The sequence below is a fragment of the Gilliamella sp. LMG 34359 genome (assembly GCF_984569085.1).
The window spans coordinates 3302882-3326152 of the sequence record NZ_OZ474906.1; the positions used below are offsets into that span (position 1 = coordinate 3302882).

A 23271-nucleotide genomic window follows, 5' to 3' on the forward strand; every position below is an offset into this window, starting at 1 on the left:
CTTATAAACTTAATCAGAACATTAGTTAAAATTATAAATAAAACTAGCTATTTTACCACTGAAATCAACGTTTCTGCCACCCTTTCTGTCGAATTTGTAATTGATAAACTTTTCGCTTTTACCGCCATATCAACTAAATCTTCACGGCTTAAGTTTGCAAGTAATTGAAATAAAGAGTCATCATTGAAATCAGGTTGTTCAATAATCTTAGCCGCATCAATATCAGCTAAAGATTTTGCATTCCAAAATTGCTGGCGATCTTTATGCATAAATGGCACAAAAATAGCACCAATACCAACAACTTCTATTTCACTTACCGTTAATGCACCACTTCGACAAATTACGATATCAGCCCAATTATAAGCTTCTTTAACATCAGTAATAAACTCTGTGATTTGGTTCTTTGTCATATCACAGAACTGATAAGATTTGACTACCTCATCTAACATTCCTTTACCCGTTTGATGCCAAACAACAAACTTATCTGACAATTTTGCAATTACTCGAGGCACAACTGTATTGATGACTTTGGCTCCTTGACTTCCGCCCATCACTAATATTCGAATAGGACCTTGTCTATTTTTTAACCTTTCACTCGGATCTTCAATCGTTAATAAATCACTACGTACCGGGTTTCCCACCACTTCAGCATTGGGAAATGCAGTTGGAAAAGCTTGTAATACTTTTGTCGCAATTTTAGCCAAATATTTGTTGGTTAATCCAGCAATGCCATTTTGTTCATGTAATACAACTGGGATACCTAAACTTTTAGCAGCGATACCACCTGGTCCAGAAACATATCCCCCCATACCTAACACAACATCGGGACGATAAGCTTTTAAAATTTTTCTTGCTTGCAAAACGGCTTTTAATATTTTATAAGGCGCTTTTAATAATGCTAGTTTACCTTTTCCACGTAGACCTGATATTTGAATAAAATCTATATCAATTCCATTTTCCGGTACTAGATGAGCTTCCATACGATCAGCTGTACCCAGCCACCTTACTTGCCAACCTTGTTCCATTAAATAATGTGCGACGGCAATTCCCGGGAATACATGTCCACCAGTACCGCCAGCCATAACTAATAATTTTTTCATTATTTTATCGACCTTATTCTTGCTTGAGTTTGTTGTTGTCTAAACTCAAAATCTATTCTTAATAATATTGCAACAGCAATACTCATTATGATAAGGCTTGAACCGCCATAACTAATAAATGGTAAGGTTAGACCTTTTGTCGGTAACATACCGGATGTTACGCCAACATTAACAAAGGTCTGAAAACCAAACCAAATGCCAATTTCACAAGCTAAGTAGCCTGAAAATTGCGAACCTTCATTTAACGCCCGATAGCCTATTGCCAATGCTTTAAATGTTAAAAAGAAGAGTAAAAACAATAAAGCGACTACACCAATATATCCGTACTCTTCAGAAATGATTGAAAATATAAAATCTGTATGACATTCAGGTAGATAACGTAATTTAAAAATTGAATTACCAATCCCTTGACCAGTTATCCCGCCATTACCAATGGCCATTAATGAAGCAACTAGCTGATATCCAGCGCCGGTAGCATCTTGCCATGGATCAAGAAAAGTCATTAAACGAGTTAAACGATAAGATTCAAATATAATAAGCACTACAACGGTGCCAACACCTGTTAATAAGATTGCAATAAATTGCCATAATTGAGCACCAGCAATAAATAATATGCCAATTGTTACCGTGAACAGTACAATCACTGTACCTAAGTCGGGCTGTATTAGTAACAAAATTGACAAAATTGCCAGAACTATCATAGGTTTTAAAAAACCCCAAAATCCGCTTTGTACTTCTTCTGATCTACGTGCTAAGTAACTAGCTAGAAATAAGAATAAAGATAACTTAGAAAGTTCAGCCGGCTGAAAATTAAAAACGCCTAACGGAATCCAACGTGATGCGCCATTAATCGAAGAACCAATTACCAAAACTGCTATCAACATAAAAATTGAAATGATTAATAGCGCAGAACCAAATTGTTGCCAACCCTGCATAGGAATACATAACGCGATACACATTAAAAAGAGTGACATTCCAATTTGAATTAGTTCACGTTGCGCATAAAAGAAAGGAGCACTCTCACTAAACGCCATAGATGAAGAGGTCACCATAATCAAACCGAAAGTCATTAAACCAATCACCGTCCAAAGTAATTGATTATCAAATGGAATATTTGGATTAACTTTTTTTTTAATCCAAAAGAGTGTCATTTTCTACTCCTTTGCGTATATTCAATAGCGAGTTGTGCAAAAAGATTTCCACGTTCAACATAATTTTTAAATTGATCTAAACTGGCACAAGCTGGCGAAAGTAAAACAACATCTTTCGGTGCCACTTTTTTAGCTATATATTCAATTGCCTCAGACATGGTCTCTGTAATGGTTGTGATATCAGGGACTAAATTAGCAAGTAAATCGCGATCACGTCCAAAACAGAAAATTTCAATATTTCTATTTTTTAAATAAGGAACCAAAGGGGTAAAGTCTGCGGATTTTCCATCACCACCTAACAATAAAAAGAGTTTTCCGTTACAGATAACACTGTTTAAAGCAGCTTCGGTACTACCTACATTAGTTGCTTTAGAATCATTAATCCATTTCACATCATTATTTTCAAATACTAATTCAAAGCGATGAGGTAGACCTTGAAAATTAGCAATTGTTTTTAAACTTGAATCACGGGCAATTTTCAAACTATCAGCAATAGCTAATGCTGCTAACGCATTTAGATAATTATGACAACCGATTAATTTCATCGATTTAGTCGATAAAACCGGCTGATTTTGCGCTATTAGATGTTCATAATTCGCATCTAAATGATAATCCCCCGCCATCATTCCAAATGAGACACAGTGATGATTGCTAGTTGGTGTGGTTAATTTATCATCATGATTAATTACACAACATTTGGCATTATGATAAATGCGTTGCTTAGCTGCTGTATACTGCATTAATCCAAGAGGATAACGATCCATATGGTCTTCGGAAATATTCAAAATCGTCGCCACTGAAGCTTGTAAGCTTGATGTCGTTTCTAACTGAAAACTTGATAATTCAAGTACATAAACATCATAATCTTGTTTCAATAGCGATAAAGCAGGTTCACCGATATTGCCACCAACACCAACTTTTAATCCAGCTGATTTGACAATATCACCAACCAATGTCGTAACAGTCGTTTTTCCATTGGCACCGGTAATGGCAATAACTTCTTTATTTTTTTGTTGATTTACTTCACGGCAAAAAAGCTCAATATCACCAATGATCTCAATACCTTTTTCGTTCGCTTTTTGCAACTCTGGTGTTGATAAGGCGATACCCGGACTTGCTACAATTAGATCGGCTTCAAATAGCCAATCTACATCAAGATTACCTAAATGATAAATAACACGATCATCTAATTGATCTAATCCAGACGGCGACAGACGAGTATCAATTACTTTCGGAATAACATTCTGAGCAAGGAAATAGTCAACACAGGAAAGTCCTGTAATACCTAATCCGATAATAACAATTTTTTTACCTTGATAGTCAACCATAATTCAATCCTGCTCTATTTTTTATTTAACGTAATTTCAAGGTTAATAAACCAATTACCACTAGCATTAGTGAGATAATCCAAAATCGGACAATAACTCTTGGTTCTGGCCATCCTTTTAATTCATAATGATGATGAATTGGTGCCATTTTGAAAATTCGTTTACCTCTTAATTTAAACGAACCAACCTGTAAGATAACGGATAATGTTTCAATAACAAAAATACCACCCATAACTAACAATAAGAACTCTTGCCTTAATAAAACAGAAATAATACCAAACACGCCGCCTAAGGCTAACGAACCAACATCACCCATAAAGACCATAGCCGGATAGGTGTTAAACCATAAAAAACCAAGACCGGCACCAATAATTGCAGTACAAACAACCATTAATTCGCCACTAAATTTGATATATGGAATTTGTAAATAGGCAGCAAAATTCACATTACCGGTAGCCCAAGAAACAAGAGCAAAACCAGCAGCAACAAAAACAGTTGGCATAATTGCCAATCCATCAAGACCGTCGGTTAAGTTTACCGCATTACCCGCGCCAACAATAACCACATAAGTCAGTAGAATAAACCATAAGCCTAATTGCGGCATAACATCTTTAAAGAATGGGACAACTAAAACGGTAACAGAACTATCTTTACCATATGCATAAAGTCCAAAAGCCACAATTAAGGCAATTACTGACTGCCAAAAATATTTCCATCGAGCAATTAGACCGTCAGTATTTTTGCGTATTACTTTGAGATAATCATCAGCAAACCCAACAATACCATAACCAATTAAAACAAATAAGGTCACCCAAACATAAGGATTACGCAGATCTGCCCAGAGAAAAACTGAAATTGAAATGGAGGCTAATATAAGTGTCCCCCCCATTGTTGGTGTTCCTTTTTTACTTAAATGAGATTCTGGACCATCATGACGAATAACTTGACCAATTTGTAATTTTTGCAACCAATCAATTACTTTTTGTCCCATAATTAATGAAATCGTCAATGATGTTAATAATGCAAGGATAGCTCTTACCGTTAGATAAGAAATAACATTAAAAAAAGTAAAATATTTAACTAAATATTCTGATATCCACACCAACATAATTTTAATCCTGACCTATTTTTGATTGAATTTCTGCGATTAATTCTTCCATTTTTGCACTACGAGAACCTTTAACTAACATAGTTAAGGTTGGATGTTGACGTAGTAACATTAATAAATATTCCACTGCTTTGGGTTTATCAATAAAATGATGACCAACACCACTAAACTGACTAATCAATTCGCTTAAATTACCAACACTAACAACACAATCAATTTTTTGTTGTTTTGCTAATTCACCAATCTGTTGATGATAACTTGCTGCGTCTTTACCTAATTCAGCCATATCACCCACGACTAGAACGCGATATCCTGATTGAGTTGCTAGAACACGAATAGCCGCTGACATTGAACCAACGTTCGCATTATATGAATCATCCCAAATTAATTGTGTTTGATTTAATCTAACTGGGTAGAGTCTTCCTTTTACAGACTTCGACGCTGCCAGCCCTCTTTTAACTTGTATTAAAGTTGCACCTACTGATATTGCTAAAGCTGATGCTGCTATTGCATTAGATATATTGTGCTCACCAACTAACGGTAAGCTAATTTCGCTCTCACCAATTGGGGTATGCAATGTAAAAACTGTCTGATCCATCATTTTTATATTGCTGGCATAAAAATCGGCAGAAGAATCAGCTGTTGAAAAAGTCCAAACAGTTTTATTTTTCAAATTCTTTAACCATTTATCTGAACAACTATCTAAATTAATAATTGCAATGCCATCATCTGCCAACCCTTCAAAGATTTCACCCTTAGCTGTTGCGACCCCTTCAAGTGAACCAAAACCTTCAATGTGAGCCAAGGCAATATTATTGATTAGAGCACTCTTAGGTTTTACTAAGCGAGTCGTATAGGCAATTTCACCAATATGATTGGCACCCAGTTCAATAACTGCAAATTGATCTTGTTCAGTTAATCTTAATAAGGTTAATGGAACGCCAATATCATTATTAAAATTACCTTGTGTATAAAGTGTTTCACCACACTGCTGTAAAATAGTAGCAGTCATTTCTTTTACTGATGTTTTGCCCGATGATCCCGTTAATGCCACAAATTTTGCCGAACTCTGATCTCTTACAAATTCGGCAATTTCACCTAATGCTATATAAGTATCATTTACCACTATTTGTGGAATATCATCATCGATTTTGTGGTTAACAATTACTACACTAGCGCCTGCTTCAATAGCTTGTTTAGCAAATAAATGACCATCAAATTTTTCACCAACCAAGGCAATAAATAAGCATTGATCGGTAATTTTACGTGAATCAGTACAAATTTCTTTAATAATCAATTTTTCATCTTGAATATGATAAGATGTGCCATTGACAATTGTTTTAATTTGTTTAATAACTAAAGGAATCATGATTGATTCTTTACTCCTAAAATCTGTTTTACCGTTTCTTGATCTGAATAATGATGCTTTGTTTTTCCAATAATTTGATAATCTTCATGTCCTTTTCCGGCAATTAAAATCACATCATCAGGTTTAGCTTGAGCAAGGGTTTTACTGATAGCTTGCACTCTATCTGTAATAACTTGTGCATGTTTAGCATCAATCAGCCCCTGCTCGATATCATGAATAATTTTTAACTCATCTTCTGTACGAGGATTATCATTGGTTAATATAATCTTATCGGCAAATTGTTCAGCAACTTCAGCCATTAATGGTCTTTTACCTGTATCTCTATCACCACCACAACCAAAAATCACCCATAATTGGCCTTTACAATGAATACGGCTAGCTTGTAATGCTTTTTGCAGAGCATCTGGCGTATGGGCATAATCAATAATTACTGTTGGACTATTTTTTACCTGTATGACCTCCATACGACCGCAAATTGGCTTAAGATACGATGCCATATTGACGACAGCAAAAAATGGATAATCAAGTGTCAATAAGGTTGCTACAGCTAAGAGTAAGTTAGATACATTAAACTCACCTAATAATCGACTATGTATAATGGCTTTTCCCCAGCTCGATTCCATATGAATTTGGGCGCCTTTATCATGATATTCTATCATCGATACGCCAACATAGTTTTTTTCCAAGGTTTTCAGGCGACGTAATGATTTAGGTTGACAGGAAACCGCGGTTACGTTGGGTAGTTTTTCAATCCAACGTCGCCCATATGTATCATCGTAATTAATAATTGATTTACCGGAACTTGCTACGTTTTTTTCTTTTTTATCAGCACTAAATAGCGACCATTTTGCCTTAGCATACCTATTCATGGTTTTATGATAATCAAGATGATCTCGGCTTAGATTGGTAAATACAGTTGCGGCACAATGTAATTCTTTTACCCGATTCATCGATAAACCATGAGAAGAAACTTCCATCGCCACAACTTGAACACGTTTTGCTACAAAATCAGCTAAATAAGACTGTAATTCAACTGCAGATAAAGTGGTATTTACTGAAGGTTCAAGATGATTATAAATACCATTACCAATTGAACCTAACAATCCGGCTTTCTTATTTAGTAATGTCACACATTGAGCGATTAACTGGGTAATTGTCGTTTTACCATTAGTCCCGGTTACGCCGATGACCGATAAATGTTTAGAAGGAGAGTGATAAAAATCAGCTGCAATTTTTGATAATTTTTGAGAAAGTTGAAACACCCTTATTTGTGGAATGATTCTCTGGTTTTTCTGTTTTAAATAATCAATTTTCAAATCATTTGATTTTCTATTGGTTTCAATCAGAACGACCGCAGCACCAGACAAAATAGCTTGAGGAATGAAATCTTTACCATTAACGGTAAATCCTTTAATAGCAATAAACACATCGCCTTTTTTTACTTTTCGACTATCCGTTATTAAGCGATTAAGAGGAAAATCATCTACGGCTAGATTATTGCCACCTAATAATTTATATAAAGTTTTAAATGTGTTGGTTGCCATTGTTTTCCACCTACTAATATACAATCATTTGACCATCAATTTTGCGGTCTGGTTTTACATTCATTATTCTCAACACTCCACCCATAATTCGACTAAAAACAGGGGCCGAAACAGAGCCACCATAATATTGTCCGGCCTTGGGATTATCGATAATAACCACTAATGAATATTTAGGCCCTGTTGCTGGTGCAATGCCGGCGGTATAAGCTAAATATTGATTAACATACCGCCTACCAGATAGTTTTTTGGCTGTACCGGTTTTAACACCAACACTATATCCTGGAACGGCGGCTTTAGTACCACCACCAGTTACAGCAACCGCTTCCATCAATTGGACAACTGTTTTAGCTATTTTTTCACTTACCACCCGCTTTCCTTCAACGGGTTGGGTTACTTTCAATATTGAAACGGGTCGATAAATTCCATAACTGCCAATAGTTGCATATGCCCTAGCTAATTGTAATGGTGTAACACTTAATCCATAACCAAAAGAAAAAGTCGCCCGTTCAATATCAGCCCATTTCCTTGTTCTGTCAGCGGCAATATAACCACTCACTTCACCACCTAAACCAAGCTCTGTCGGTTGCCCTAACCCAAAACGGCTGTAAAACTCAACAAGATCTCTTGATTGCATCTGCAACGCTAATTTACTCACACCGACGTTACTTGATTTTTCCAAAATACCGGCCAAATTAAGAGATTTTTGATAAGAAACATCTTTAATTTCATATCGGTTAACCAAAAATGGGCTAGTATCAATAACCGTATTTAAATTTGCTATTTTTTTCTCTAATGCGGCCATCACAACTAAAGGTTTAACTGTGGAGCCTGGCTCAAATGCATCGGTTATTGCTCGATTTCGTAACAAACTATAATCAATTGAAGAACGATTATTTGGGTTATAGGATGGACTTGTTGCCATCGCTAATATTTCACCAGTATGAACATCAATTAACACAGCTGTACCACTATCAGCTTTATTAAATTGAACCGCTTGGCTAAGCTCACTAAAAACCAGAGATTGCAAACGCTCATCAATACTTAACGTCAAATCAGAGGCAACTTCACTATCTGTTCTTTCCAGCTCTTCTATAACTCTCCCTGCACGATCTCGCCTAATAATGCGTTGTCCTGATTCACCCATCAACCATTTATTAAAGCTTTTTTCAATTCCTTCCGAACCTGTTTCACTACCGTTTTGGTCAACATCAGTTAAACCAATTAATTGAGCGATACTCTCTGCAGCGGGATAGTAACGTTTAGACGTTTTGGCAAACGATATTCCCGGTAAATTTAATTGTTTTAAATAATCCGCTATTGTTGGGGTAATTTGTTTAGATAGATAAACAAATCGCATCGACGAATTATCCAATTTTTGCTCAAGTGTCGGCATTGGAATATTCAACGTTTTTGCTAACCCTTGCCAACGGATATCATTATGATTAACGCCACCTTTTTCTATAACAACTTTGGGATCAGCCCAAACATCATACATAGGCACACTCACAGCTAGCGCTCTGCCATTACGGTCGGTAATCATGGCTCGTAATGCACTCATTTCTTGATGACGAATTGAGCGTTTATTGGCTTCAGCAATCAACTTATCGGGTTCTATTATCTGTAAAATAGCCAATCGTACCAGTAAACTAATAATGGCTAAAAGAATAAAACCATAAACAAGATAAAATCGAGTCCGGGTATAAACTTGTTTTTTACTATTTAATTTATTCCCTTTATTCAACCTAGTAACTTGTTTTACATTATTTTTTTTAGTTATACTAGTAAACTTCATTATTTACTCTTTATCAAAATAACGGTTTCATTTTGCGGTGTCACATACGACATGCCCAATTGATTTTTTGCTTTATCTTCAACACGTTTTGGATCAGCAAGGACATTTTCTTCAATAACTAAATTACGCCATTCACTTTCTAATACATCTTGTTCGAGTAATAATTGCTCACGTTCAAATAATTGTTTACGGACTTGCTGAGTTGTAACTAATACTGCTCCGGCCGAAATAATAATAAGTACCAATAGCAATAATGAAATTTTCTGATGACCGAACAAATCACTAAAAATTAATCCAAGCAAACTTTTGCTTGGTCTCTTTTGATTGTGTATATCAACACTGGCTCTCGAGAAAAATTCATTGTCTTGGTTATTATTCATTTTTCCTTTCTGCAATCCTCAATATTGCGCTTCGAGAACGCGGGTTACCATATATTTCATTACTGCTCGGCTTAATTTTGCCAAGTGATTTTAATTTAGCATTACCATATTGTTTTATTTGTTGTTCGGTTAGTGGTAAGCCAGCTGGTAAATTAGGGCCTTTGCTCTGTTTACTTATGAATTGTTTCACAATTCTATCTTCTAGCGAATGAAAACTAATAACCGCAAGTCTTCCTTGGTCTGCAAGTACTGACAAACTACTATTTAAGGCTTGTTCAACTTCCTCAAGTTCACTATTTATATAAATCCGAATAGCTTGAAATGAGCGCGTTGCTGGGTGTTTATTTTTATCTTTTTTTGGTGTTGCTTTTTCAATTAAATCTGCTAACTCTAAAGTACGAGTTATTGGTGAAACCTTATTTTGTTCCACAATGGCATGAGCAATCCGTTTAGCAAACTTTTCTTCACCAAAAGTTCTTAAAACCCATGCGATATCATTTTCATCACTACTTAGTAACCACTCACTTGCAGTTACACCTTTATGATTATTCATCCGCATATCAAGTGGTCCATCACGCATAAAAGAAAATCCTCTTTGCGGATCATCTAATTGCGGCGATGAAACCCCCAAATCTAATAAAAAACCATCTATGTTACCTAACAGCCCTAAATCATCAACATATTGATATACTTTAGAAAATTCGCCTCGAATAAAAGTAAATCTTGGATCGGTTATTTGAAGTGCCGCTTGTTCAGCGCGTTCATCACGGTCAATTGCAATTAATTTTCCATGTTCGCCCAACTGTTCAAGAATTAAACGAGAGTGGCCGCCACGCCCAAAAGTGCCATCAACATAAATACCGTTTTTTTTTATATTTAATGCCGCGACTGCCTCATTTAACAAAACAGTTTTATGTTGATAATCCATCTTTGTTTACTCTTATTAAATTGTTAGACTTTTCAAATTTTCTGATAAGTGTTCAACATCAGTTGGTAATGCAGCAATATCATCGCTAATTTGTTGATACCAAATCGCCTCATCCCAAATCTCAAATTTATTAGATTGGCCTACAAACATGGTATATTTTTCTAGTTTTGCATAAGTACGTAATGTTGGCGGAAGTAAAATACGTCCTGCATTATCTAAATTACATTCCGTTGCATAACCTAATAATAATCTTTTAATTCTGCGTTCTGCTTCAACAATTGTTGACAATGTTGATAGCTGTAATTCGATTTTCTGCCATTCAGACATTGAATATATTGTTAAACAGGGATGATATAAACCAATGGTACAAACTAAACCGTCAGTCAAAAACCCACGATAGCGAGTAGGAATTGCTATTCTTCCTTTACTATCTAAATTAACTGAGATTGCACCACTGAACATGAAATCACCGTAAATATTAATTTTTATTGTTTTTAAATTATTAAAAAATCAATATATTAATTGAAACCCTATTTTTTACCACTTAACTCCACTTTTTACCACAAAAGTCACTAAAATAATAGACATTTAATCAATTAATTTCTAACAATTTCAAAAAAAAATACTTAAATGAGTAAGTACTAACAAATCGAGTGAAGTGTTCAGAAATATAAGATGGAATGACTAATAGTACTTATTAGATATTGAACTTTGATTTTTTAAGATAAAAATCATAAATAATTAATTATTTAAATGGATAAAAATCATAGTATAACTGATAATATAAAGTGCTAGATGATAACTTTGCCAGTTTTTACTGGCAAAGTTGATTTCGTTAAGATGCGGTCCAAAAACCAATTACATTGACTTTATTTTGCTGCAAAATTGCCCGAATCGGCATTTGGTTAATATCATCACCCTTTTCTGCTTGTTCTAATACTTGCATTTTGCTTTCTCCAACTAAATGCAAATAAATATTTTGACTATCTAAAATAGTTGGTAGTGTTAAGGTAATACGGTCGAGTGGTGCTGTTAATGGTGTCATACCGACAACTTTTCGACCAGATTTCATATCCAAGCCAGCCATTAAATTAGCCGCCCCCGGGAAAAGCGAAGCCGTATGACCGTCCTCTCCCATTCCCAAAATTAACACATCAAAGGGCATAGGGATCTTATTTAAGATTTTGTCGGTAATTTCAGCCCCATCAAATGGATTGTCACAACTATTCTTTAAACCAACAAAATTAGCCAATTTAGCCTTATTTTGTAATAAATAAGTTAATACCAATTTCTCATTACTTGCATCATCGGTATCATCAACCCATCTATCATCTACTAATGTAATAAAAACATTGTGCCAATCCAAATCTTGTTGGCTTAGTAGTTTAAATAATGGAATAGGTGTTTTGCCCCCAGATACGGCAATAGAGGCATGTCCTTTATTATTGATAGCCTGTTGCAACTCTTTGACGATATGAGCGGTTAAATCTTCAATCAATAATTGACTATTTGGGTATTTATTTAAGGTAAACATTTTTGAGATTCCTCTATTCAAACTCATGCCATGAATGACCGTCTTTAGTGATCAGCGCAACAGAAGCTACCGGCCCCCAAGTACCTGCAGGATAGGTTTTGGGTGATTCATTATCTGAATTCCACGCATTAATAATTGAATCAACCCATTTCCAAGCAGCCTCAACTTCATCGCGATGAACAAATAATGCTTGTCTTGCGCGCATTACTTCAAGTAATAATCGTTCATAAGCATCAGCACTCTGTTGATGAAAAGTTTCACTAAAACTTAAATCTAACTTAGTTGTTTGTAAATTGTGTGTACTATCTAATCCAGGTACTTTATTTAAAATTTCAATATCCATGCCTTCATCTGGTTGCAGGCGGATAGTTAGTTTATTCTGAGGTAATTGAGAATAAGACTCACTGAATAAATTAAGCGGTAAAGATTTAAAATAAACGACAACTTCAGAACATTTACTTGGTAAGCGTTTTCCGGTTCGTAAATAAAATGGCACCCCTGCCCAACGCCAATTATCAATATCAACACGAATAGCAACAAATGTTTCGGTATTACTTTGCTTATTTGCACCATCTTCTTCTAAATAACCTGGTACATTAATGCCATTAACAAATCCAGCAGTATATTGCCCTCTAACCACTTTTTCGCGGATATTCGCTTTATTTATTGGGCGTAACGCATTAAGTACCGCTATTTTTTCCCTACGTATGCTGTCATCGCCAAGGTTGGCTGGCGGTGACATGGCGATCATCGTCAAAATTTGCAAAAGATGGTTTTGTACCATATCACGCATTTGGCCCGCTTTGTCAAAATAGCCCCAGCGACCTTCAATACCTACTTGTTCTGCAACGGTGATTTCAACATGGTCGATAGAATTTCTATCCCAAAGTGAAGCAAATACAGGATTAGCAAAACGTAGTGCGAGTAAATTTAAAACTGACTCTTTTCCTAAATAATGGTCAATACGATAAACTTGTGATTCACTGAAAAACTTTGCCACCGAGTCATTAATTTCTTTGGATGATTGCAGATCAAAACCTAATGGTTTTTCCATTACGATTCTGTTTTGAGCTTGATTCAAACCAGCTTCAGCTAATCCTTGGCAAATCGTACCAAATGCATTAGGATGCATCGCAAAATAAAAGATGGCTGGATGCGACTTTTCAAGCTTATCTTTTAATGCATTAAAACCCGCTATGTCATTAACATCTAATTTATGAAAGTTAAGGCGTTGACTAAATCGTTGCCAAATACTTTCATCTAATGGTTCGGACATAAATGTGGTTAATGCATCTTTTGCAACTTCAGTGTAAGCAACTTGATCCCAATCAGCGCGACCGACACCTAAAATTTTTGTCTGCTCAGGTAACTTTCCATATTTTTCTAATTGATATAGAGACGGTAACAGTTTACGCCTCGTTAAATCCCCTTTAGCGCCGAAAATAACTAAATCGCATGCTGGGATATCAGACATAGGGTTCTCCTAAAATGGTGTAATCTACAATTTATTTTATTATTGTTTGATTATCAGTATACATCAAGTTAATAGAATAAATCATAACAATAGATATTTATCATTTTTAGACTATGATAAAAAAATAAAAGGTCACCATTTTGGTGACCTTTTATTAGAAGATAGTGTTGAATAGTTTTCAACAACAGTCGTTATGCACGAACAAAATCCATGTGAACTAATTTTGGTTTAAATGGATGACGTTGTACTGCTTGAACTTTAACTTTAACTGCTTTACCGTCAATCTCAATAGTTAATACTTCAGAATAAAATTCTGGTTTTTCTTGCATATTGAAAACTTGGTTGTGATCTAACACAATAGAAATTGCAGGTTCTGTTCCACCATAAACAATTGCTGGGAACTGACCAGCGTGACGCAGGCGGCGGCTCGCACCCTTACCATGCTCTTTTCTAACTTCTGCTTTTAATGTAAACATATTGATTTCTCTTATTTATTTCAAATAAAAAACCAATTACAGGCGACCCAGTAGTTGGCTATAAAATTAGTGCTTTAAAAAGCGCTAGGGATTATAAAGTGTTATGCTAGTAAACGCAATCAAATAATCAGCTTAATAAAGATAAAGTCAGATATTGATTGCATTTACAATATCAAAAAAACTAATGATTAAATAACTTCAATCTTAAATCCATAGGCTGATTTTTGTGTTGCTGTTAATTTTAACGGTTTATTAATACGACATGATTCAACACAAACCATAGATTGATATTCTTCATCGGCAAAATCAGCCATCGCTTTAGCTTTATCAATCCAAGGATTCCAAGTCACGACATCACTTGCATTAACATTGGTTAATTTGATTGTTCGTTTACCATCGGCGATAGTTATTACGTCATCGGCATTGGTATAAATACGATCAACTTCTTGATTAACAGTAAGTTGTCCTTTGATTGCTGGTTTATTTTCAACTGGTAAGCGTTCTTGATAAGAATCACCTAAACCTTCAACAATGACATCATTAATATTATTAATACCCAAATAAGTATGTAAGGCACTGGTTGCTTCAAAATCACCTTGGCAAGATAGTGTTACCTCGCAAGTTTGTCCTACATGGATAGTTAACCATGCATGAAAAGGTTTTGTGAAAAAACGTTCTGTTTGTTGATTATTGGTTAATGATAACGTGAGATCCACACCATTATTATCTTCTTTGCAAGAATCTAATTGCCATTCAACGAGTCGCGCAAAACCATGCATTGGATCACCTAATTTACCAAACCATGGCCAACAAACTGGCACACCGCCTCTAATTGCCACTTCCTTTTTAAAATTAGCTTTTTGACTTAACCAAATCACGGGTGTAATTTCTGTTGACGGTTGCCAAAATAATAGATGAGCACCTTGTAAAGATACTGCAGCTGAACATGTTTTATGTTTAATTACTAATACAGGTAATTCACCAAATGTACTTTGATTAACTGATGCACTCAATGATGCTCCTGAAGCCTGGCTATCTAAAATCTGTTTAACGATACTCATATTTACTCCTAAATATTTAATTTACATGGCGAACATTGCCTATAATTTAATGCTAATTGTACGCGCGTTATTCGAATTATAAAAACGGAATAAAGGCAATAAAAGCTTTTTTTACTAAATTGGAGTAATATAGCTAGCTATCTCTTATTAGTACCCATACTTTATTTTAAAATTTGAGGAAAGGCATATGTTTGAATATAAAATCCCTTTGAGTTTATATATACATATGCCATGGTGCGTACAAAAATGTCCATATTGTGATTTTAATTCACATAAAATGAAAAAAACGCCCGATTATTCCGCATATATAGACCATTTAATTAATGATTTAAAACAAGACATCATGCTTTGTAATAATCGTGCTATTCACTCAATTTTTATCGGTGGCGGTACGCCAAGCCTTTTTTCTGCTGAGTTAATTAATAACTTATTAATCAATATTAATAAAATTATACCCATAAATCACGACGCCGAAATAACCATTGAGGCCAATCCCAATTCCGTTGATGTAGAAAGATTTAAAGGGTATCAACAAGCAGGAGTTAATCGAATATCAATTGGAGTACAAAGCTTTCAAGCAGATAAGCTTATAAAATTAGGGCGAGTTCATAATCCACAAGAAGCCATAGATGCTGGCAAATTAGCACATGACTTAAATTTAAAAAGCTTTAATTTAGATTTAATGCATGGCTTACCACAGCAAACCCTTGATGATGCCTTGAATGATCTAAAACAAGCAATTGCACTCGCACCGCCACATTTATCATGGTATCAATTAACTATTGAGCCTAACACCTTATTTGGTTCTAAACCGCCTATTTTGCCTGATGACGATATGCTCTGGGATATTTACCAACAAGGTCATCAATTATTAACAAAACATGGTTATGAACAATATGAAACATCAGCTTATGCGAAGCCGAATTATCAATGCCAACATAATTTGAATTATTGGCGATTCGGTGATTATATCGGTATTGGTTGTGGTGCTCATGGGAAATTAACCCAAAATGATGGAACTATTATTCGCACGGTAAAAACCAAACATCCTAAAGGCTATCTAGAAGGACGTTATTTAGAACATTCTTATACTGTTGCAAAAGATGAGTTAGCCTTTGAGTTTTTTATGAACAGATTTAGACTATTTGAAGCTACACCTAAGTCTGAATTTGAACAACGAACTTTTTTACCGTTGCAATCCATTGATAAACCAATCTCATTGGCTATTGAAAAAAATTATCTGGTTGAGGATAAGCAAAGCTGGCAAATAACTGACCATGGTAAGTTATTTTTAAATTCATTACTTGAAATATTTTTATAAAAATTAGAAAAAATAAATAGTTAAATTTTGTTTACTATTTGTTAACAAAATACATACTAACAATTTAAAATAAGATGTTTATATCTTTACTTACTTTTATTAAAAAAAAAGGCATACTAACTTCGACAATGCATTTATTTCATTGTTTTCCTATTCCTTATGTTTTCCCAATAACCCTGTTATTGGGATTTTTTTTTATCTAGCAAATAACAAAAGCCTTGGTGACAAGATTAATCAATTGCATGTTTTGTTAAAAATGTTTGGATTTCCTCAAGTGAAGACGTTCCTTCCATCGGTCCTAGTTTCGATACCGCTAACGCTCCACTGACATTAGCAAATTTTAATGCCGTTTCAACATCATACCCAGCTAGCAACAAACTTACAAAGGTTGCACCAAAACACCCTCCAGCGCCGGTTGGATCCACAGTGTCTACAGAAAAGCCATCAACATGAAACGTTTTGAGACTATTTTGTTCATCTAAACCATAATAACTCGCACCTTTAGCACCACCTTTTACAACGATATGCTTAATACCATTCTTAAGTAAAGCTAATATAGTCTGTTGTTCACTTTCATCATTCTGGGTAAAATAGCGAACCTCTTTTTCGCTAGGTAAAAATATATCGGTATACTCCATGATATAGCCAAAAGATTGCTCCATCTCTTGAATATTAAACATCTCTTTGCGTAAATTAGGGTCAAACGAAATTGTTCCACCTTTATTTTTAATTATATCTAACGCTTTTCTCATCGCATCGATAGCGCGAAACGAGTAAAGCGAAGATCCCATAACATGCAAATGAGTACAATCTTTTAACAAATTTTCATCTATATTATTGAACGATAACAAGCCACATGCACTATTAGGAATATTAAAGATAAAATTTCGTTCGCTTTGGTCTTGATAAGTTACAAATGCACTACCGGTATTAGCCCTACTATAAGAGGTGATGCCATCAACAATAACACCATCTTTTTTAAGCCGATTAATGCACATTTTGCCAAAACTATCTTTTCCCACACAGCTAAAAAGCACAACTGGAAACCCTAATTTAGCAACTTGAGAAGCAAATATGGCCGGTGCACCACTTGGATAGGGGCCAACAAATTCACCGGGTTGATCAAAACGTTGATTACACTCTTTTGCTAAAAATTCAACAAGCAATTCACCTACGGCACAAATTTTAAACTCCATCTTAATTATTTCTCCAATACATTATGATAAGTCATAGAATGATTATTTATCGCAATTTGTTTAAAATTAGAATTTAATAATTGATGATGATATTCTGGTACGGCTGCTTTGGATAAAATGGTCACATCTATATTTTTTAATTTACCGATGCTATGGTTATCTGTAAACAAAGATCTCTCTAATAAAAGACCTATGGTATTTTTCGCTTTTTTTAAAATTTGTTGATATATTTCCTTTTGTTCACTATTCTCAATAATTAATTCATTATCTTCACCAATTGCTGCCAATTCGATAATAAAATGTGAAATAGAGTGATTAATATTGATGGGTTCATTATAGCTTTTTATTACATTTTTTTCCCCTAAAAGACCACCAATTAAGATGACTTCCGAATCAGAAAACTCATTAACTAATAAAGCATTTCTAATATCATTCATAATAATTCGCAGTGATTTTTTTTCATGCAAAAAAGGGATCAATTTTCGAGTCAAACTGCCATGTCCCAAAAAAATAGTATCACCATCATTAATATAGCTTAAACAAGCTTTTACTAAATCGATGTAACAATTTCCTTTGGTATTATTCGGATTAATGGGAACAGAATTATGAACTAAGCCTTCAGGGGAAATATAGATCGCCCCACCAAAGGAACGCTTCAAATATCCCTGTTGTTCAAGATAAGTTAAATCTTGCCTGATTGTAACGAGAGAAACCTTTAGCTGATCAGACAACTCATCAACTTTTACTTCTCCATTTTGGCGTACAATTTTTACGATATCTAGTCGACGTTTTAATAGAGTCGAAGATGCTTTAGCCAATTTTCACTTCCTATGTTACAAATAAAAATTAGAAATAAATACCATAATAATTTATCTACATAAAATCAACAAGAAACAACAATAGTTTCAATCTTTCTCTCAATCATTGTCATAGAGATAAATTGCGATTTGTTATTCTAGGTTAATCACCAATATTTGCCAAAAAAATAGTCAACAACTTGCATAATTTATTAATAAATAATTAATTTTTGTGATCTAACTCACAATATTGACACTTGATCAACTTTCGTTTGGTAAGCATAATTATTGCAAATAAGTTTCAATTCGAAAGCGAAGGTATTTTTGATTTACTAAAGTTAAGGAGGAGTTGAATGAGTATTATTTCGAGTAATAACATGTTAAAGAAAGCGCAAAGAGAGCAATATGCTATCCCTGCGTTCAATATCCATAATTTGGAAACGATGCAAGTAATTGTTGAAACCGTTGCCGAGTATCAATCGCCGGTTATTTTAGCTGGTACGCCAGGCACATATAGTTATGCTGGAACAGAAAATATTATTCAAATTGCCAATGAGTTATCCAAAAAGCACCATGTTCCATTAGCCGTTCATTTAGATCATCATGAAGAATTTAGTGATATCGCCAATAAAATTAATACCGGCGTGAGATCGGTCATGATTGATGGTTCTCATTTACCATTTGACGAAAATATTACCTTAGTTAAACAAGTTGTTGAATATGCTCACAGATATGACGTTAGTGTTGAAGCAGAACTTGGGCGTCTTGGTGGTGTTGAAGATGATCTTATTGTTGATAGCAAAGATGCATTATATACAAATCCTGCGCAAGCAATTGAATTTGTGAAGAAAACAAATATCGATTCACTGGCTATTGCAATAGGAACAGCCCATGGACTTTATAAATCAGAACCAAAACTTGACTTTGACCGGTTATCAGAGATCCGCTCAGTAATCGATATTCCGCTAGTTTTACATGGTGCTTCTGGTGTTCCTGATAAGGATGTACGTGAATGCATACAACGAGGAATTTGTAAGGTAAATATTGCAACTGAACTAAAAATTGCATTTTCTGATGCATTAAAACAATACTTACTAACCCACCCTGATGCCAATGATCTGCGAAATTATATGAAACCAGCTAAAGCGGCAATGAAACAAATTGTGGAAAAAATCATAACAACTTGTGGTTGTGCCGGTAAGTTATAGGGGGATCATATGATTTACACTCTAACACTGAATACTGCCATTGATATGAATATTCGTTGCCAAGGGTTAAAACCCAATTCAGTAAATCGAACGCTACACACTGAATATAGTCCAAATGGTAAAGCTGTTAATGTTTCGATTGTATTGCATAAATTCGATAAGCCTACTTGTGCCTTAGGCTTTTTCGGTGGTTTTTCCGGAAAATATATTACTGATGAATTAGCTAAGATGCAAATTCAAACTATCCCTTGTTTGATCGATGATATTACCAGAATTAATGTTTTTATTAATGATGAACAAAATGAATATAAATTGGTCTCCAAAGGACCTTTTATTTCTGATAATAAAAAAACAGAAATGCTCACTATTATTGAGTCACTCAGCAATAACAGTTATTTAGTTATTAGTGGTAGTTTGCCAAATAATATTGAACCAGATTATTTAGCGTCAATATTAAAAATTTGCATACCTAAAAATATCAAAATAATTTTAGATATTAGTCACACTAAATTAAAAGATTTATTAAGTTATAAACCGTTACTCATTAAACCTAATAATGATGAGTTAAAAGATATTTTTGGTTTTACGACTGATACCACGGAACAAATAATTACCGCATTAGAAAATGTTCATCAGCAAGGAGCACAAAATATTCTACTCACTATGGGGTCAAAAGGACTTTACTTTTCAAACGGTAAAAATATCTGGTTTTGCAACGCGATAACGATAAAACAAGTCAGTTCTGCTTGCGCAGGAGATGCGTCACTTGCGGCATTTCTTAGTGAATGGCTCCCTCAGCAAAATAATTGTCAATTAGCAATGAAAAAAGCATCGGCAACTGGTGCCAATGTTGCCGAATCTGATGGTTTAGGGTTATTAGATAAAGTGAGTACCTATATCAACCAACTCGAAGTGACTCAAATCAAATAAAATGGAAAATTATTATGAAAAAAATACTAGCTGTTACAGGTTGTCCAACAGGTATAGCCCATACTTATATGGCAGAACAAGCATTGAAATCTGCGGCTGAAAAAGCGGGAATTGAAATTAAAGTAGAAACGAATGGAGCAAGTGGTGTAGAGAATCCAATTACTGAAGCAGATATTACTGATGCAATTGGGGTGATTATTGCCGCCGATAAAGATGTTAATCCTGACCGTTTTAATGGATTACCGGTTATTGAAGTACCAGTAAAAGATGGAATTCATAAAGCGACTATGCTTATTGAAAAAATAAACTCAGGCGCTGTAGCAATTCGTAAAAGCGCAAAAGATAACAGTTATTTATCAGAAATTCACAATCAACATGCGTCAAAAGAATCTATTGGTCGACAGATATATAAGCATCTCATGAGTGGGGTTTCCAATATGTTACCCTTTGTTGTAGCTGGTGGGGTATTAATTGCATTATCTTTTTTATGGGGCATTTATTCCGCAGATCAAAACAATCCTCAATATAATGAGTTTGCGTCGTTACTAATGAACATTGGTAGCCAAGCTTTCGGTATTATGGTGCCTATTTTTACCGGTTTTTTAGCTTATTCAATAAGTGGCCGACCAGGTATGGTAGCTGGTTTTGTTGGCGGTTTAATTGCAAATATAACTGGTGCCGGTTTTTTAGGTGGTATTATTGCTGGGTTCGCTGCTGGTTATTTAATGCTAATTGTTAAAAGACTGTTAGATGGTCTTCCTCGTGCCTTTGAAGGACTTAAATCAATATTTATAATGCCATTAATAGGGGTATTTGTGATTGGTGCCGGCATGTTTTTGCTTGGTGGACCGATCGCAGTTGTAAATAATGGTATGAAAGAATGGTTAGCCTCATTGCAATCTGCTAATCCTATTTTATTAGGTATTGTTATTGGTGGCATGTGCTCTTTCGATTTCGGTGGTCCTATCAATAAAGCGGCTTATGTGACCGGAACAATGCTGTTGGGTGAAGGTAATTACTATTTTATGGCTGGGGTTTCGGCTGCTTGTATTGTCCCTCCTTTTGTTATTGCCTTTTCAACGACTATTTTCCGTGGTAAAGCATTTACAGAAGAAGAGCGTGCCGCTGGTCTTGTAAATTATATCCTTGGTTCAACCCATATCACTGAAGGTGCTATTCCATTTGCCGCCAAAGATCCATTACATGTTATACCCATTATGATGTTTTCATCCGCTATTGCTGCCGTATTAACTTTTATCAGTCACATCCAAGTCCCTGCTCCTCATGGTGGATTTTTAGTCCTTCCTTTAGTCAATAAACCTTTGATTTGGGTTGGTTGTATCTTTATAGGTGCATTAATCGGTGCGATTTTATTAGGTTTGTTACGTATGCATGAAAAAGGTAAATCAACTGTTGAAAAGTAAAAGGTTAGTGATTAAATATATTTAATAATCTGATTTTTATAAATATATTCAAGTTTTTAAGGAGGGGGGATGAACAATATACAATTAAAAGTTGAAGATATAGCTATTATAAATGGCTTGTATAACAAACACGATGCTATATCAGCAGTATCAGAAAATATGATAAAGGCAGGATTAGTAAAGGATGATTATACGCAATCAATGTTTGATCGTGATCGGCAAATATCCACATTTTTAGGTAATGGTATAGCAATTCCTCATGGAACTACAGATAAACGCGATAGTGTTATACAAACAGGATTAAAAGTCATCTATTACCCTGAAGGAGTAAATTGGGATGGAGACGATAATATTGCCTATGTTGTTATTGGTATAGCGGCAAAAAGTAATGAACATTTAGATATTTTGCGTCAATTAACCAGAGCAGTTATTGCTGAAGATACTTTAGCGCGAATTCAATCCGTTAAAAAACCAGAAGAGCTATTAACAATTCTTCAAGGCAACTAATATAACCATCCCATGAGAAGAGACGATGTGAACTCATGGGATGTTATCTCCAATTGATTAAAGCAGTTAATACAATTAGTTTTTAAACTATACGAAGAATATTAGGTATTAAAAAATTCCAGACGATTATTAATAATTGTTTTATTGTTAACCATTTCAAATGAGACTAAAATACCTTCCCAAGTAATACCTAGAACAATTAACATTTCTTCAAAATCGTAATAATAACGTATCTGATCTTCAATAAAACTATCTTTAAATCTATAGTTATGATTAAATTCATCAGTTAACTCAAACGGATTAAAGCCAAATTAAAAGGCCTGACTCCGGTTGAATATCGAAATCAGGCCTTACAAGCCGCTTAATAAAAGTGTCCAACTTTATGGGGTCACTTCAGTGCCTTAGGCTTTTTCGGTGGTTTTTCCGGAAAATATATTACTGATGAATTAACTAAGATGCAAATTCAAACTATCCCTTGTTTGATCGATGATATTTCCAGAATTAATGTTTTTATTATTGATGAACAAAATGAATATAAATTGATCTCCAAAGGACCTTTTATTCCTGATAATAAAAAAGCCAAAATACTTGCTATTCTTAAATAACAAAATAATAATAGTTATTAAAGAACATTGAAAGTTTA

General features: G+C 34.6%; 22 protein-coding genes. 6 read left to right on the forward strand and 16 right to left on the reverse strand.

Annotation, left to right across the window (positions count from 1 at the left end):
* Nucleotides 1-47: 47 nt before the first annotated feature.
* The 14 genes from murG to AC5LXV_RS15150 form a co-directional block, all read right to left on the reverse strand.
* On the reverse strand, nt 48-1100 hold the full coding sequence (gene murG, locus AC5LXV_RS15085; RefSeq protein ID WP_493466920.1) for an undecaprenyldiphospho-muramoylpentapeptide beta-N-acetylglucosaminyltransferase: 1053 nt from the start codon (nt 1098-1100) through the stop codon (nt 48-50).
* On the reverse strand, nt 1100-2251 hold the full coding sequence (gene ftsW / locus AC5LXV_RS15090; RefSeq protein WP_110432693.1) for a cell division protein FtsW: 1152 nt from the start codon (nt 2249-2251) through the stop codon (nt 1100-1102). Before ftsW ends, murG begins: the two co-directional genes overlap by 1 nt.
* Nucleotides 2248-3579, reverse strand: a complete 1332-nt coding sequence (gene murD / locus AC5LXV_RS15095; RefSeq protein WP_493466921.1) for a UDP-N-acetylmuramoyl-L-alanine--D-glutamate ligase — start codon at nt 3577-3579, stop codon at nt 2248-2250. The genes ftsW and murD overlap by 4 nt, the downstream gene beginning before the upstream one ends.
* A gap of 25 nt (nt 3580-3604) precedes the next feature.
* The gene (gene mraY, locus AC5LXV_RS15100; RefSeq protein ID WP_110432691.1) at nt 3605-4687 is read right to left on the reverse strand and encodes a phospho-N-acetylmuramoyl-pentapeptide-transferase; all 1083 of its coding nucleotides are present in this window, start codon (nt 4685-4687) and stop codon (nt 3605-3607) included.
* A gap of 4 nt (nt 4688-4691) precedes the next feature.
* Complete coding sequence (gene murF, locus AC5LXV_RS15105; protein WP_493466922.1) at nt 4692-6056, reverse strand: UDP-N-acetylmuramoyl-tripeptide--D-alanyl-D-alanine ligase; 1365 nt, start codon at nt 6054-6056, stop codon at nt 4692-4694.
* Nucleotides 6053-7600, reverse strand: coding sequence for a UDP-N-acetylmuramoyl-L-alanyl-D-glutamate--2,6-diaminopimelate ligase (gene murE, locus AC5LXV_RS15110; RefSeq protein ID WP_110432689.1), 1548 nt, complete (start codon nt 7598-7600; stop codon nt 6053-6055). The genes murF and murE overlap by 4 nt, the downstream gene beginning before the upstream one ends.
* 13 nt (nt 7601-7613) lie before the next feature.
* Entirely contained in the window at nt 7614-9392 is a 1779-nt protein-coding gene (gene ftsI / locus AC5LXV_RS15115; protein WP_493466923.1) for a peptidoglycan glycosyltransferase FtsI, read from the reverse strand.
* Nucleotides 9392-9772 (reverse strand): cell division protein FtsL, encoded by a 381-nt coding sequence (ftsL, locus tag AC5LXV_RS15120; RefSeq protein ID WP_110432687.1) that lies wholly within the window; start codon nt 9770-9772, stop codon nt 9392-9394. Before ftsL ends, ftsI begins: the two co-directional genes overlap by 1 nt.
* On the reverse strand, nt 9765-10700 hold the full coding sequence (rsmH, locus tag AC5LXV_RS15125) for a 16S rRNA (cytosine(1402)-N(4))-methyltransferase RsmH (RefSeq protein ID WP_493445330.1): 936 nt from the start codon (nt 10698-10700) through the stop codon (nt 9765-9767). The genes ftsL and rsmH overlap by 8 nt, the downstream gene beginning before the upstream one ends.
* A 15-nt stretch (nt 10701-10715) precedes the next feature.
* Nucleotides 10716-11162, reverse strand: coding sequence for a division/cell wall cluster transcriptional repressor MraZ (gene mraZ / locus AC5LXV_RS15130; RefSeq protein WP_493466924.1), 447 nt, complete (start codon nt 11160-11162; stop codon nt 10716-10718).
* Between the two features lie 373 nt (nt 11163-11535).
* Nucleotides 11536-12234 carry a 6-phosphogluconolactonase gene (gene pgl / locus AC5LXV_RS15135; protein ID WP_086358158.1) on the reverse strand — a complete coding sequence of 233 codons (699 nt, stop codon included), beginning with the start codon at nt 12232-12234 and terminating at the stop codon, nt 11536-11538.
* A 13-nt stretch (nt 12235-12247) separates the two neighbouring features.
* Entirely contained in the window at nt 12248-13708 is a 1461-nt protein-coding gene (gene zwf / locus AC5LXV_RS15140) for a glucose-6-phosphate dehydrogenase (RefSeq protein WP_493466925.1), read from the reverse strand.
* Nucleotides 13709-13899: 191 nt separating this feature from the next.
* The gene (rplY, locus tag AC5LXV_RS15145) at nt 13900-14184 is read right to left on the reverse strand and encodes a 50S ribosomal protein L25 (RefSeq protein WP_086358156.1); all 285 of its coding nucleotides are present in this window, start codon (nt 14182-14184) and stop codon (nt 13900-13902) included.
* A 188-nt stretch (nt 14185-14372) separates the two neighbouring features.
* Nucleotides 14373-15245 carry a D-hexose-6-phosphate mutarotase gene (locus AC5LXV_RS15150; RefSeq protein ID WP_493466926.1) on the reverse strand — a complete coding sequence of 291 codons (873 nt, stop codon included), beginning with the start codon at nt 15243-15245 and terminating at the stop codon, nt 14373-14375.
* Between the two features lie 187 nt (nt 15246-15432).
* On the opposite strand from AC5LXV_RS15150, the gene hemW reads away from it, so the two are divergent.
* The gene (gene hemW / locus AC5LXV_RS15155) at nt 15433-16566 is read left to right on the forward strand and encodes a radical SAM family heme chaperone HemW (protein WP_493466927.1); all 1134 of its coding nucleotides are present in this window, start codon (nt 15433-15435) and stop codon (nt 16564-16566) included.
* Between the two features lie 230 nt (nt 16567-16796).
* On the opposite strand, the gene AC5LXV_RS15160 is transcribed toward hemW, so the two are convergent.
* Complete coding sequence (locus AC5LXV_RS15160) at nt 16797-17762, reverse strand: sugar kinase (protein ID WP_493452018.1); 966 nt, start codon at nt 17760-17762, stop codon at nt 16797-16799.
* A 5-nt stretch (nt 17763-17767) separates the two neighbouring features.
* Nucleotides 17768-18580 (reverse strand): DeoR/GlpR family DNA-binding transcription regulator, encoded by an 813-nt coding sequence (locus AC5LXV_RS15165; RefSeq protein ID WP_110432679.1) that lies wholly within the window; start codon nt 18578-18580, stop codon nt 17768-17770.
* A 332-nt stretch (nt 18581-18912) separates the two neighbouring features.
* Here AC5LXV_RS15165 and AC5LXV_RS15170 point away from each other — a divergent pair, with 332 nt between their 5' ends.
* The 5 genes from AC5LXV_RS15170 (at nt 18913) to AC5LXV_RS15190 (ending at nt 23233) form a co-directional block, all read left to right on the forward strand.
* Nucleotides 18913-19767, forward strand: coding sequence for a tagatose bisphosphate family class II aldolase (locus tag AC5LXV_RS15170; protein ID WP_493466928.1), 855 nt, complete (start codon nt 18913-18915; stop codon nt 19765-19767).
* A gap of 9 nt (nt 19768-19776) precedes the next feature.
* Entirely contained in the window at nt 19777-20697 is a 921-nt protein-coding gene (locus AC5LXV_RS15175; protein ID WP_493466929.1) for a 1-phosphofructokinase family hexose kinase, read from the forward strand.
* Nucleotides 20698-20711: 14 nt separating this feature from the next.
* Nucleotides 20712-22121 (forward strand): PTS fructose transporter subunit IIC, encoded by a 1410-nt coding sequence (locus tag AC5LXV_RS15180; RefSeq protein ID WP_493466930.1) that lies wholly within the window; start codon nt 20712-20714, stop codon nt 22119-22121.
* A gap of 69 nt (nt 22122-22190) precedes the next feature.
* On the forward strand, nt 22191-22628 hold the full coding sequence (locus AC5LXV_RS15185; RefSeq protein ID WP_493466931.1) for a PTS mannitol transporter subunit IIA: 438 nt from the start codon (nt 22191-22193) through the stop codon (nt 22626-22628).
* A 455-nt stretch (nt 22629-23083) separates the two neighbouring features.
* Nucleotides 23084-23233: a hypothetical protein gene (locus tag AC5LXV_RS15190; protein WP_493466932.1), complete on the forward strand. Its 150-nt coding sequence runs from the start codon at nt 23084-23086 to the stop codon at nt 23231-23233.
* The last annotated feature ends 38 nt before the right edge of the window (nt 23234-23271 follow it).

Coding starts and splice junctions, on each gene's coding strand:
- ftsL (WP_110432687.1), bottom strand. CDS start 9,772: ATGAATAATAACCAAGACAATGAATTTTTCTCGAGAGCCAGTGTTGAT.
- AC5LXV_RS15190 (WP_493466932.1), top strand. CDS start 23,084: ATGCAAATTCAAACTATCCCTTGTTTGATCGATGATATTTCCAGAATT.
- mraY (WP_110432691.1), bottom strand. CDS start 4,687: ATGTTGGTGTGGATATCAGAATATTTAGTTAAATATTTTACTTTTTTT.
- pgl (WP_086358158.1), bottom strand. CDS start 12,234: ATGTTTACCTTAAATAAATACCCAAATAGTCAATTATTGATTGAAGAT.
- AC5LXV_RS15175 (WP_493466929.1), top strand. CDS start 19,777: ATGATTTACACTCTAACACTGAATACTGCCATTGATATGAATATTCGT.
- AC5LXV_RS15185 (WP_493466931.1), top strand. CDS start 22,191: ATGAACAATATACAATTAAAAGTTGAAGATATAGCTATTATAAATGGC.
- mraZ (WP_493466924.1), bottom strand. CDS start 11,162: ATGTTCAGTGGTGCAATCTCAGTTAATTTAGATAGTAAAGGAAGAATA.
- AC5LXV_RS15180 (WP_493466930.1), top strand. CDS start 20,712: ATGAAAAAAATACTAGCTGTTACAGGTTGTCCAACAGGTATAGCCCAT.
- hemW (WP_493466927.1), top strand. CDS start 15,433: ATGTTTGAATATAAAATCCCTTTGAGTTTATATATACATATGCCATGG.
- murF (WP_493466922.1), bottom strand. CDS start 6,056: ATGATTCCTTTAGTTATTAAACAAATTAAAACAATTGTCAATGGCACA.
- AC5LXV_RS15170 (WP_493466928.1), top strand. CDS start 18,913: ATGAGTATTATTTCGAGTAATAACATGTTAAAGAAAGCGCAAAGAGAG.
- rplY (WP_086358156.1), bottom strand. CDS start 14,184: ATGTTTACATTAAAAGCAGAAGTTAGAAAAGAGCATGGTAAGGGTGCG.
- rsmH (WP_493445330.1), bottom strand. CDS start 10,700: ATGGATTATCAACATAAAACTGTTTTGTTAAATGAGGCAGTCGCGGCA.
- murE (WP_110432689.1), bottom strand. CDS start 7,600: ATGGCAACCAACACATTTAAAACTTTATATAAATTATTAGGTGGCAAT.
- zwf (WP_493466925.1), bottom strand. CDS start 13,708: ATGTCTGATATCCCAGCATGCGATTTAGTTATTTTCGGCGCTAAAGGG.
- ftsI (WP_493466923.1), bottom strand. CDS start 9,392: ATGAAGTTTACTAGTATAACTAAAAAAAATAATGTAAAACAAGTTACT.
- ftsW (WP_110432693.1), bottom strand. CDS start 2,251: ATGACACTCTTTTGGATTAAAAAAAAAGTTAATCCAAATATTCCATTT.
- AC5LXV_RS15160 (WP_493452018.1), bottom strand. CDS start 17,762: ATGGAGTTTAAAATTTGTGCCGTAGGTGAATTGCTTGTTGAATTTTTA.
- murG (WP_493466920.1), bottom strand. CDS start 1,100: ATGAAAAAATTATTAGTTATGGCTGGCGGTACTGGTGGACATGTATTC.
- murD (WP_493466921.1), bottom strand. CDS start 3,579: ATGGTTGACTATCAAGGTAAAAAAATTGTTATTATCGGATTAGGTATT.
- AC5LXV_RS15150 (WP_493466926.1), bottom strand. CDS start 15,245: ATGAGTATCGTTAAACAGATTTTAGATAGCCAGGCTTCAGGAGCATCA.